13 protein-coding genes are annotated in these 10957 nt (G+C 33.7%); 7 read left to right on the forward strand and 6 right to left on the reverse strand.

Features of this window, described 5'->3' with window-relative positions; translation table 11 throughout:
- Positions 1-256 precede the first annotated feature (256 nt).
- The 4 genes from repM (at position 257) to KUG37_RS14140 (ending at position 3677) form a co-directional block, all read left to right on the forward strand.
- Entirely contained in the window at positions 257-1183 is a 927-nt protein-coding gene (gene repM, locus KUG37_RS14125) for a replication initiation protein RepM (RefSeq protein WP_216938046.1), read from the forward strand.
- A gap of 69 nt (positions 1184-1252) precedes the next feature.
- A complete protein-coding gene (locus KUG37_RS14130) occupies positions 1253-1822 on the forward strand; it encodes a plasmid replication DNA-binding protein (RefSeq protein ID WP_216938053.1) in 570 nt (189 codons plus the stop codon).
- 281 nt (positions 1823-2103) lie between these two features.
- Positions 2104-2862, forward strand: a complete 759-nt coding sequence (locus KUG37_RS14135; RefSeq protein ID WP_216938048.1) for an HD domain-containing protein — start codon at positions 2104-2106, stop codon at positions 2860-2862.
- Between the two features lie 5 nt (positions 2863-2867).
- A complete protein-coding gene (locus KUG37_RS14140; RefSeq protein ID WP_216938049.1) occupies positions 2868-3677 on the forward strand; it encodes an alpha/beta fold hydrolase in 810 nt (269 codons plus the stop codon).
- A gap of 45 nt (positions 3678-3722) precedes the next feature.
- Here the strand turns inward: KUG37_RS14140 and KUG37_RS14145 are convergent, their stop codons facing one another.
- Both KUG37_RS14145 and KUG37_RS14150 read right to left on the reverse strand, forming a co-directional pair.
- On the reverse strand, positions 3723-4112 hold the full coding sequence (locus KUG37_RS14145) for a hypothetical protein (RefSeq protein WP_216938050.1): 390 nt from the start codon (positions 4110-4112) through the stop codon (positions 3723-3725).
- Positions 4113-4155: 43 nt separating this feature from the next.
- Entirely contained in the window at positions 4156-4617 is a 462-nt protein-coding gene (locus KUG37_RS14150; RefSeq protein ID WP_216938051.1) for a hotdog fold domain-containing protein, read from the reverse strand.
- Positions 4618-4757: 140 nt separating this feature from the next.
- Between KUG37_RS14150 and KUG37_RS14155 the strand changes: the two genes are divergently transcribed.
- Entirely contained in the window at positions 4758-5390 is a 633-nt protein-coding gene (locus KUG37_RS14155) for a TetR/AcrR family transcriptional regulator (protein ID WP_254202715.1), read from the forward strand.
- A 473-nt stretch (positions 5391-5863) separates the two neighbouring features.
- On the opposite strand, the gene nadS is transcribed toward KUG37_RS14155, so the two are convergent.
- Together nadS and KUG37_RS14165 are read right to left on the reverse strand one after the other, a co-directional pair.
- Positions 5864-6136 (reverse strand): NadS family protein, encoded by a 273-nt coding sequence (nadS, locus tag KUG37_RS14160; protein ID WP_216938040.1) that lies wholly within the window; start codon positions 6134-6136, stop codon positions 5864-5866.
- Positions 6129-6449, reverse strand: coding sequence for a type II toxin-antitoxin system RelE/ParE family toxin (locus tag KUG37_RS14165; protein ID WP_005404023.1), 321 nt, complete (start codon positions 6447-6449; stop codon positions 6129-6131). Before KUG37_RS14165 ends, nadS begins: the two co-directional genes overlap by 8 nt.
- A 146-nt stretch (positions 6450-6595) precedes the next feature.
- Here KUG37_RS14165 and KUG37_RS14170 point away from each other — a divergent pair, with 146 nt between their 5' ends.
- Positions 6596-7708, forward strand: a complete 1113-nt coding sequence (locus tag KUG37_RS14170; protein WP_216938041.1) for a hypothetical protein — start codon at positions 6596-6598, stop codon at positions 7706-7708.
- Positions 7709-7772: 64 nt separating this feature from the next.
- Here the strand turns inward: KUG37_RS14170 and KUG37_RS14175 are convergent, their stop codons facing one another.
- On the reverse strand, positions 7773-8042 hold the full coding sequence (locus tag KUG37_RS14175; RefSeq protein WP_216938042.1) for a mobilization protein: 270 nt from the start codon (positions 8040-8042) through the stop codon (positions 7773-7775).
- Positions 8043-8304: 262 nt separating this feature from the next.
- Here KUG37_RS14175 and mobQ point away from each other — a divergent pair, with 262 nt between their 5' ends.
- Complete coding sequence (mobQ, locus tag KUG37_RS14180; protein ID WP_216938043.1) at positions 8305-10005, forward strand: MobQ family relaxase; 1701 nt, start codon at positions 8305-8307, stop codon at positions 10003-10005.
- Positions 10006-10007: 2 nt separating this feature from the next.
- On the opposite strand, the gene KUG37_RS14185 is transcribed toward mobQ, so the two are convergent.
- Positions 10008-10277 (reverse strand): hypothetical protein, encoded by a 270-nt coding sequence (locus KUG37_RS14185; protein WP_216938044.1) that lies wholly within the window; start codon positions 10275-10277, stop codon positions 10008-10010.
- Positions 10278-10957 lie beyond the last annotated feature (680 nt).

Here is a 10957-nt window from a genome sequence, read left to right on the forward strand (position 1 = left end):
TTAAAGTTTTTAAATGTTTTTATAAGTCCTGAAACCCTTTATACAAAAGGATTTCAGGACTTATATAGCAACGTTTCCTCGGTTATATAGCAACGTTTCCTCGGTTATATAGCAACGTTTCCTCGGTTATATAGCAACGTTTCCTCGGTATTAAGCAACAAATATATATTTGTTGCTTTAAATATTTTTTTAAATTGACAACTAGTATCCGATATGTTGTTATGACAACAATAATAAACTGTTGCTAAATATAATCATGGCTGACTTAGTCGTAAAATCAAATAAGCTTGTACAAGCTCTACAGACACTCTCTCTTAGTGAAACTCGTCTCTTACAGTTGGCAATTGTCGACGCTAGAGAAACTGGTCAAGGGCTTTCAACATACACACCTTTAGAATTGAATGCTCTTAGATATGCTCAAGCTTTTAATGTATCTCCTGATGCTGCTTATTTAGCACTAATCGAAGCAGAAGATTCTTTATTTAAAAGACAATTCACTATTACTAATGATGATGGAAGCACAACAAAAAGTCGTTGGATCCAAGATGCAAATTATAAAAAAGGACAAGGTTACATTTTAGTAACTTTGACACGTGTAGTAATTGAGCATGTCACAAAAATAGATGGTTTTGAACAGTACTTTACAAGCTATCATCTACAAAAAACTGCTGATTTCAAGAGTGTGTACGCTGTCCGTTTATATGAGCTACTCATGCAATGGAAGTCCATAGGAAAAACTCCACAATACGAATTAAATAAATTCCGTAGTCAGTTAGGCATTGGCATCAATGAATATACTCGTATGGAAGCCTTTAAAAGACGTGTTTTAGAAATAGCCCTTGATCAAATTAATGAGTTTTCAGATATTAATGTTAAGTATGAACAACACAAAAAGGGACGGGTAATCTCAGGCTTCTCTTTTTCCTTTAAACAGAAAAAATCGAAAGATAAACCTAGTCAAGATCAAACAAAATTAAAAAATTCAGATCTCCTTTCCAAAAAAATGACTGATCCTCAACGCTACTTATTTGCAGGTAAACTTTCTGAACTTCCTGAAATGAGCAGATATTCTGAAGGTAGTGAAAGTTACTCACAATTTGCAATCAGAATTGCGGAAATGCTTAAAGACTCTGAGAAATTGAAGGAGCTTTCTCCTATGCTTGAAAAGGTTGGATATCTTTAAAATGTTAATGTAACGTTACATATTCAAAATAATACTACTGGCATACATCTTTTTTACTTGGGTTACATGATGAAAGCATTATCTGTTATTGAACTCGCTGACCTCTATGGGATGAATCGACAAAGTATCTATAAGCGTATAAATAAAGGTGATTTATCTAAAAATAGTGATGGAAAGATAGATTTGTCCGAAGCTATACGAGTATTTGGAGAACCATCTAATAAAAATAAAAATGTAACTACGTTACAGTCTACTACGGTACAAAAAGAGACAGAAGTAGACATGCTTAAACAACAGGTAGAGATGCTTAAAAAGCAACTAGATCTTGCACATGAACGAGAAGTTTTCCAACGAGAACAATTAGCCGCAAAAGATAATCAAATAGATGCTATACAACGTCTACTAGAAGCCCCAAAACCACCAAAAATAGAAGATCCAATACCTTCTGCTGCACCTCAAGAAACCGTTGAACTCGCCAAAGAAGAAGCGCCTGTACAAGCAGAGATCCAAGCTCAGCCTAAACATGACGGATTGACTACTGACCAAGAGATCAAGAAACGAATTCCTGTGCCTGAGCACGTTGAACCTGAGCCTAAAAAACGTGGCTTCCTGAGCCGTTTTTTCCTTCCTTATGGTTAACCTGGGCTACACAAAACCTTGGAACATTGCTCACTTATTGACCGTGGAACGCAAATAATCATAAAAAAAGCCCAACTTGGTAAAGTTGGGCTTAAAAATAGAAACTACAGCCTTGATTTATAAGGAAAATTATAACACATTTCGTATAAGGTGTATTATGTTAATTTTAGGAAATCTTAAATTACTATTTTGCATTTAATATGTTCTAAGCGTAAAACATATTGTAAAAAGTATTACCATCTTATATTTTAGAGCAATTACTCTAAAATGAGCCAACAATAATGCATCATACAAAAATAGGGACCTATTCATGGGTTGTGAAAGCAAATGGGGAATTATCTTTTAAGGAGAAAATTAAATTATTTAACACCCTATTGATACCCAGCCTAATGACACCAATTAAAGAAAACTTATATAAAAAACAGTTAAATAAAAATATAAATCTCGACCAAATTATTGTTCCAGATACCAAAATGATTGAACTGGCTATAGAAGAACTCGAATCAAAAGCGAGTGCTCCGATCATTAATCATTCTTGGAGAACCTATTTTTGGGGAGCTGCTTTAGGCCAAATTCAGAATAAAACCTTTGATCCAGAATCACTGCTCACAGCGGCTTTGTTCCATGACATTGGTTTAACAGAACCTCATTTAGAAACTAAAGGCTGTAAATGTTTTACACATGAAAGTGCGGATCAATTTGCGTATAAAGCAGCACAGATCAATTTTGATGAAGATAAGACACTACTCATCAAAGATGCCATTTGCATTCATATGAATGGTTATATTGATCCATCACATCCCAATGAAGTCCTACTTTTACAGCAAGGTGCATCGTGTGATGTGATTGGTGAACAATTTCATAAATTACCTTCAACTTTTAAGAAAAAAATTATAGAAAATTATCCGAGAGAAAACTTTAATAAAACTTTTATTGAGCTCATCAAAGCTGAAAGTAAGAACAATCCAAATTCACGTACAGCCTTTCTAAAAAATCTAGGATTACCCTTAATGATTCATTTGAATCCATATAGGAATTAAAACGGATGAATAGTTTCTTTTTTAAAGACGTGTATGCAGTTAAAGTGAATAAAATTAGCCCAAGTAGTCAGGATAAACATTTAACTTTTATTATATTACCTGCGATTGGCGTGCCGATTAAAAAGTATGAAAGATTGATAACTGGTCTTAAAAATAAAGGTTATTCAGTAATTTATGCTGATTATCCATGTTGTGGAGAGAATATTCCTCAAATCTCTAAAGACCACGATTATGACTATGCGGATTTACTTCAATACTTTATACCGAATTTGATCAAAAGTTGTGATACACAGGATTTTGTCCTTTTAGGACATAGCTTAGGGGGGCATCTTGCCAGCTTATATGCCTTAAAAAATAATGCGCCAATCGTCGTGATTGCTTCAGGAAACATTCATTATAAGAATTGGAATCTGACAGGCAGGGCTAAAATACTAAGTGCAGTGTTATTATTTAAAGCGCTGACTAAAGCCTATGGTTTTTTCCCAGGTTACAAGATTGGTTTTGGGTATAGAGAAGCCAAAAGCCTGATGAATAATTGGTGTCACACTGTATTAACTGGGAATTATAGTTTTTCAGGAATAGAGTTTAAGAAAAATGCAATTAAAGGTTTGTTTATTAATATAAAAGATGATCGATTTTCCCCTCTAAAGTCTACTAAAAAATTAGCAGACATGTTTCATCATCATGTTTTAGAACAAATTGAATTACCCTCACATTTGAAGGGCAATAGACATAGTATTTGGCTAAAAAATCCAGATCAGATAATCAAAATTATTGATCGTGGTGTAAAAGAAGCAAAAATCCTCGCCTATTAAAAATAATCCACGTTATATAAATGATCAGCTTAATAGTGAGATGTATTATCCCTGTGGAATATTTACAACAGTGCCACTATTTTTCTCTAACTTATTAACATATAAGAAAAAATATGGAAAACCAATTAACATGTTTGGTAGGATCGTATAGAAAACGTGTTTCGTTCCAATGTAATGATGAATAAAAGCATAAAGGATCATGAGTAAAGCATAGGGAACAAAGGCAGAAACCATAAACTTATAGGGTGCAGGAACGACTCTATAAGAAAATTCAACTAAACCCGCAACCAAATAACCACCAATAAAACTATTGATTGCTTGCGTCCATGCAGACAGTAAGACATTATCCGCACCAAAGTTAATATAATACGTCCAAAGACCATAAATAAGGCCAGATAACAGCCCTGTAATCAGCATTCTTTTTTGAGAGGTCATGTTGTTCAAACTCCATAATTATCATTTTGATGAATCAGCGCAATCACGCCTTTTTTGGCGAAATCCACATGGTAATGCCCGCTTTAAAGACAACTTCATCAAGCTGATCTTTAACTTCAACATTGACCAGATATTCACTCGGTTGCGTTAAATCTAGTGCTGTTGCAGGTGTCGCTGTTGCCACCAATCCTGTTGTAGCTTTCTTTAAATATTCAACGGTCATGCCCTTAGGAATCCAGCGATGGGTTGCAGGGACAGTGACTTCAGTCATGGTACCGCCTGACAGCTCTGCCATATTGCACATGGCAATGGCATGCACCGTGCCTAAATGATTGGTGACTTTACGAGATTTAGAAATACTGACTTTGCAAAATTCAGGACGTAATTCCTCAAATTTAGGACTGATATTGGCAAAGTAAGGGGCCTTAAGACATAACGCTTTGGAAAATGCCCATTTCCCACAAGGTTTAGACGACAGTCTTTCCCATATGTTCAGTGTACTCATGCCTCATCCTCTTATTTAATCTCATTGTTGTTTTAAGGTTAGAACTATATTCTATTTCTGAGTTTTATTCTGTTTTAGCTAATTGTCAAGTGACTGGTAATTCATTTAAGATTCTGTTTTCTGCAAATTCTGTGTCTGAAATGAATACCATTGCGATTTTTGAAAAGCACTACGCTGGAAGACGGAAACAATTAAAAAAAGAAATCTTAGTGACGGCATTACAACTTTTTAATCAACATGGGATTGAAGCCACGACCATTGAGCAAATCAGGGAAAATTCTGATACTAGTGTGGGGGCGATTTATTATCATTTCGGTACAAAAGAAGGCATCATCGCAAATTTATATTTTTTAGCATTAGATGATCAGTCATTTGAGAGGGAAAAATATTTTAAAAATATCCATAATATAAAAGATTTTATTTTTGCACTTGTATATAGCTATCTTGATTGGGTAGAGCAAAATGTGGAGCTTGCCAGACTTCAAATGACAGCAAGATATTATGTTTCGAATAGTACCTATCAACACGAATTGAATGAGAAAAATAAATTAAGGAATAAAGCTATTTTTCAGCATTTGCAGTCTTTATACCCGTTAGAAGAACTCAAGAAATTACAGCTAAACCTGATTATTTCATTAATTATGGGGCCAGCTGAACATTATGCAAAACCCTGGTTACTCGAAAAAATTTCTGATCAGCCTTCCAAATACAGAGATGAATTCGCATTATCCGCTTGGTTGGCTGTTGAACGTTTTTTTATAACAAATCAATAGTTTCTTGCCCCACTTAACATAATGGCGGTTATACGAAATGCATTTTTAAATAATGTTATTTATCAAACAGTTAACTTAATAAATCCTAAACCCAAAAGATCAAAAAACAGACGTTTTAACAACTCGTGTGTTTTTTAAGCAGATTTGTAATATTTAGCCAATAAAATCGGTTAAAAAATGCTCAAATTCGACATTTCCCCAATATTCTCGGTCTTCCCAAGGCCAAAAATATCCCCAATTTCTGGGGATAAAATTTAGGCTATTTTGTACGTCTAGGCTTACATGAATTCCGGTCCTTTACCGCTATACGACCTGGATGTAATTTCCTATGATGAACTCATCAGGAACAGGACGTTCCATAACATAAAACAAAAATTATAAGTTATTAGACATGGATCAGCAGGTAACAAAGCACACCCAGTAATAATAAAAAACCTCGGCAGGATGCCGGGGTTTTTTATTATCTGGATTTCTTAAATCAGCGTTGGATGTGCGTCCAGAATACGAATTAAGGTCGCTGCAGGGCCAGTCGGATAGCGGCGGCCTTGTTCCCAGTTTTGGAGGGTTCTCGCACTGATATGCAAACGTGCAGCGAATTCTGCCTGGGTTAAGCCAGTTTTCTCACGTACTTCTTTAATATCAGGCAATTCAAGCTCTGTGACTCGACTTGCCATGATCTCATTACGTTTAATAGCACCAGCTTCTTTGATTGAAGCAACTAAGTCATCAAATAAGTTGTTATCCATGAAATTGCTCCTTAACTAATTGACGCAGGATCGAGGTCTCTTTGTCTGTCAGATTATCTTTCACAGACTTTGGATAAGCCACCAGGAAAAAGATCTGATCATCCTCTGTGACCCAATAATAGATCACCCGGATACCGCCACTTTTACCTTTATTGCCCTGAGCACAACGTACTTTACGAATTCCGCCACCATTTTTGATTAAGTCGCCTTTATCAGGCTGTACTAGAAGATCTTGCTGGAGCTGACGATATTCTTCATCGTTAACAAGCTCTTTGATTTGCTTGGTAAAAATACTAGTTTCAATGAATAGCATGAGTTGAAGTACGTCAATGGCGTATAATAATTTTAGCATTGTTGAGAAAAAAAGGGAAAAATCCTTAGCTTCTTTTTTAAGATTAATACTATAGTGAACAGGATAAATAATTTTTATATTACAAAACTTAAAGCGACTTATAAAATATGTCTGATTGGCCAATAGTCTTTAGAGAAGTTCACTTATTAGGTGGCGGATATGCCATCAACTCTCCAGAAGAAAAAGATAAAGTTTTTATTTTCCCTAATACCCTTACTAATCAAACAGCTGTATTAACATTAAAAAATTTTAACCAGTTGTATTCAAGTTTAAATTCTCGAGGGCATAAAGTTATTGGCGTAAATTTTCTATATCATGAAATGCATTTTGATGGTTCAAGCCTACCAGAATATCGTTTTTATCATGATTATAAAAATGAGACTTGGGCGCATACTGAAGCACGTCAAAAGTGGGGGGAAATATCTAATTCCGCTTATCGTATGCAAAAAGGACATTTATGGGATTTATCCAAGAGAATTCAATATGTCATTGATACTATTAATAATTCTTTTTATGATTTATCTATAATATATAGAAAGCAATTAAATGCTAAAGTCATTAGGAATGATTTAAAAATTGGTCAAAAGTTTGAAGATGCCTTTTCTTCATTAATCTACGATAAATTTCAGATTTTCTTATTTAATGCATGTATTCTCAGAGACTATATTGCTGAATATGTTTTTCATTATGTTGTTCCTAATGATATTAAAACTGATAAACATATGAATACCACATCAAAAATATATAAAAAATATTATGAAAAAAGGCCAGTAACATCCGATTTTGATAAGTATTTTAAGGACATTTGCTCTCCTACTGGTTGGCTCCATAAACTAGGGGTCTATAGAGATCTAGTAATGCATGCTTGTCCTCTTAGTATGCCTAATAAAAAAGCATGGGTTAGGCTAGATAGCATTAATTTAATTGATTCACAGCAATTACCTCGAATAATAGCTCCTATACCAAGAAATCCTGAGCTAATTAAACTTGAGAGAAATAATTATGAATTTTTCCAGGATTTCACTAAACAAGTAGACCAATTTTTTGATCGAAGTAATGATGAAGATGAATCTACTGATCTATTAGAGTATTCATTAGACGTAATGCAAAATTTCTCTAAACTTCTTTGGGAAACACTTTATTTATCCCCTGTTCAAGGAGAAATAATGGCATTTGGTCCTCACAATATTATTGGAGATATTAAAATTACAAGAAAATGATAAATCTTATAATAATTTAATGAATATCCATTTAACATAAAATCTCTTATGCGTAATTCGGATGTTAGAAACATTCAAAATTAAATAATTTTCTATCTCTATCTTCTGTCAAATACTCGTTAAGCTCAGCGAGTATTTTTTCTTTATTGGCTTCATGTTCCATTTTTTTGAGCAAATAAGATCCGAGTAAGATTTTACGTCTAGTCTCGTTGTTACGTTGCTGTTTAACTTGTTTCTTTTTTTCACGAGCTTCTATTACACGCTTTTGAGCTTTTAATTGTTTCAGCCTCTCATCTTGCTTTTTAATTTTTTGATCCAGTAACTCAATACTCATTAAATGATCCTCAAATATTTCTTTGATTTTAAGAAGTATCAACCATTTTTTTGATCTTTTCAGGCAACTTCATTTTTTTGGTTATAAATCATTGTAGTCTTTCTAATAGACGTTCTGGCCCCCTGCAAGGGTCCTCGAAGAGCGCACTTAGCCATTGAACTTTGTTCAATGGTGCGACAAGGGGAAAATCCCCTTTGTAATCCCCTAACCAACATGAATATGTTGGTAATTTCGATAAATCGAAATAAGGAGCAAAATCAAAATGGCCCTATATCATTTTTCAGTCAAAACAATAAGTCGAATGCAAGGACGTTCAGCGATTGCTTGTGCAGCCTATCGCTCTGCTAAGAAATTGATATGTGATTATTACGGTAAAGAGCAGGACTACACTAAAAAATCAGGTGTCGAATTTACAGAAATATATGCACCTGAACATACAAATGTTGAACTACTAGATCGTCAAAAGCTCTGGAATGAGGTGGAAAAAGTGGAGCGTAGAAAAGATGCTCTATTAGCAAGGGAATTCGAAATTGCGTTTCCGTGTGAGTTAAACGCTGAACAGCGAAAGCAATTATTACATGAGCTATGTTTAGATCTTGTTGAAAAATATAATGTCGTTATTGATGCTGCTATTCATGCACCGCATAAAAAAAATGGAAGTGATGAGCGAAACTTTCATGCTCACATCATGTTTACAACTAGATCTATAAATGAACATGGTGAATTTTCAGCAAAAAAATATAGAGACTTCAGTCGTGACTATGGCACCAAAACAGTGAGTAAGTGGAGAGAGTCATTTGCAAGATTATGTAATCAGCACCTAGAACTAAATGGATTTGATACACGTGTGGATCACCGTAGTTATAAAGTTCGTGAATTGGAACTAGAAGCAACTCAGCATGAAGGTCCAATAGTCACTCAGTTACGTCGAAAAGGGATTGATACAGAGATTAGCCTGAAAAATGATGCGATCAAAAAACGTAGAATTGAGCGAGAAAAAGATAATAAAAAGCTTATCCATGTTTCACAAGATATTGAAATTATTAGTAATAATATAATAAATCTAAAAGAAGAAAATAGCGCAATTAAAATAGCACAAAAGCGAGTGACCCTTTTTCCAAAAATCTATGAAAATTTTTTAAACGAGTGGAATTCTAATGAAGAAGTTCTGCAGCAGAGCATCGTTAAACAAATACAACTTTTAGAAAAACATGATATTTATGAAATTTCGATGCAATATACTAGAGACTTTGAGCTTCTAAAAAAATATTGTCTTGAACCACGGCCAACTTTTTGGAAAAAACTAAAAAATACTTTTAGTGTCTCAGCAGTAGAAAAAACATACATTGATATCGTAAATAATAATCTCAATGACTTTTTCCCGACTTGCTTTGAAGAATATGGCACTTGGTGTAAAGCTGAAGCTACTAAAAAAGAGCAATTAAAGCGCAAAAAAATTGAAGATCAAGAACGTATAGAACATGAAAAATGGTTAGATGATCAAAAACAAAAAAGAGAATTACAACTTAGGCAAGAAGTTGAGCTAATGCTCAATCAAAACTATGCGAAAAACTTAGATTATGAGTTAGAACAATCATCATATTTCAGCAATACAAATTATTTAATCAGAAATATAGAAACTGAATTACATTTTATTGCTAATAAAAAATTTGATGATTACAAGCGTTCAGTGAAAGGGCGCTACAGTGAGTTTAGTGAACTATTTTCTCTTAATAACAAAATCACAAGTCTTAATGAATCAATACGCATAAAAATTTTGAAGCTTGTAGATGATGATAAAAAATTTATTGAAAAGCATTGTCCTTCTGCTTTATCTATCATTGTAGAATTTCAAACTAAAGTTGGTGAAAAATATGAACGTAGGGTACTTTCAACACCAAATGTTTCGAATACCCCTACTTTAAAGCCAGAGCGAGATTATGAAAATGACTTTTCAATTTAAATCTATTCATAATTTGAAGCGTCAGCAAAAAAATTTTGTAACTCTTCAATTGCTGTTTCGCAACCTTCATTGATATTCAAAATAATATTTTGTTTATCAACATAAATATCTATGCAATTTTTACTGACACTAATCAAATTAGTGCTTTTTAACTTGATTAAAGCAACATCAAAGTGTAGAGAAATTAAGACTGTTTGATCAGCTAAAATCTCACTATGTGAAGACATCAAAGTTACAGTATCGAATGCTTGATTTATTTCAAATATGGTCATTTATTTCTATAAAACTCGTTTCTTAAGTAGTTATTAATTTTATAGAGTTGTGAAAACTCACTTTATCAACCATCTAGATTGGTCAAAAAAAGCTTTTTTTTTAATTATTTTAATTCTGAAAGCACTTTTCTAAATTCCACTCATTTGCGATTTAAGCTACTTAAATATTTAAAGCATATCTCCCTACATGAAAATCTGTAACTAGGGCTAAAAATGCAAAATATGACGATTCAGAGCAGGTTTTAGCGAGTGTCTAGGAGCGAAGTAATCTAATCGAAATTCTCGTTGTGTTTTTTCTCTGATTACAAACTCTAATTTGCTGCTAAGACTTAAATACAGAGCATCCGAAGGGTGCGAACAAGCTTAATTTGCTTCTAGATCGAGCGTAGCGAGCAAAAGAGCTTCTGAGCGAAGCGAATTCCTAATTGTTTTAGAGAATTCATTCCAGGTATTTGCTAAAAATTGCCCCGAAGAACTGAGCTTTAGCGAAGTTCAATAGAGTTTGAGCGTAGCGAAAACCAAGGGCAATTTTTAAAGAAGAAGGTTTTTAATATATTTTAAAGTTTTTAAATGTTTTTATAAGTCCTGAAACCCTTTATACAAAAGGATTTCAGGACTTATATAGCAACGTTTCCTCGGTTATATAGCAACGTTTCCTCGGTTATATAGCAACGTTTCCT

The sequence above is a fragment of the Acinetobacter sp. BY419 genome (genome assembly GCF_019038395.1).
Classification (GTDB): Bacteria; Pseudomonadota; Gammaproteobacteria; order Pseudomonadales; family Moraxellaceae; genus Acinetobacter.

What these genes read in the sequence shown, in the direction of transcription:
- KUG37_RS14155 (WP_254202715.1), top strand. Translation starts at nt 4,758, where the DNA reads ATGAATACCATTGCGATTTTTGAAAAGCACTACGCTGGAAGACGGAAA.
- KUG37_RS14145 (WP_216938050.1), bottom strand. Translation starts at nt 4,112, where the DNA reads ATGACCTCTCAAAAAAGAATGCTGATTACAGGGCTGTTATCTGGCCTT.
- KUG37_RS14150 (WP_216938051.1), bottom strand. Translation starts at nt 4,617, where the DNA reads ATGAGTACACTGAACATATGGGAAAGACTGTCGTCTAAACCTTGTGGG.
- nadS (WP_216938040.1), bottom strand. Translation starts at nt 6,136, where the DNA reads ATGGATAACAACTTATTTGATGACTTAGTTGCTTCAATCAAAGAAGCT.
- mobQ (WP_216938043.1), top strand. Translation starts at nt 8,305, where the DNA reads ATGGCCCTATATCATTTTTCAGTCAAAACAATAAGTCGAATGCAAGGA.
- KUG37_RS14130 (WP_216938053.1), top strand. Translation starts at nt 1,253, where the DNA reads ATGAAAGCATTATCTGTTATTGAACTCGCTGACCTCTATGGGATGAAT.
- KUG37_RS14175 (WP_216938042.1), bottom strand. Translation starts at nt 8,042, where the DNA reads ATGAGTATTGAGTTACTGGATCAAAAAATTAAAAAGCAAGATGAGAGG.
- KUG37_RS14135 (WP_216938048.1), top strand. Translation starts at nt 2,104, where the DNA reads ATGCATCATACAAAAATAGGGACCTATTCATGGGTTGTGAAAGCAAAT.
- KUG37_RS14170 (WP_216938041.1), top strand. Translation starts at nt 6,596, where the DNA reads ATGTCTGATTGGCCAATAGTCTTTAGAGAAGTTCACTTATTAGGTGGC.
- KUG37_RS14185 (WP_216938044.1), bottom strand. Translation starts at nt 10,277, where the DNA reads ATGACCATATTTGAAATAAATCAAGCATTCGATACTGTAACTTTGATG.
- KUG37_RS14140 (WP_216938049.1), top strand. Translation starts at nt 2,868, where the DNA reads ATGAATAGTTTCTTTTTTAAAGACGTGTATGCAGTTAAAGTGAATAAA.
- KUG37_RS14165 (WP_005404023.1), bottom strand. Translation starts at nt 6,449, where the DNA reads ATGCTATTCATTGAAACTAGTATTTTTACCAAGCAAATCAAAGAGCTT.
- repM (WP_216938046.1), top strand. Translation starts at nt 257, where the DNA reads ATGGCTGACTTAGTCGTAAAATCAAATAAGCTTGTACAAGCTCTACAG.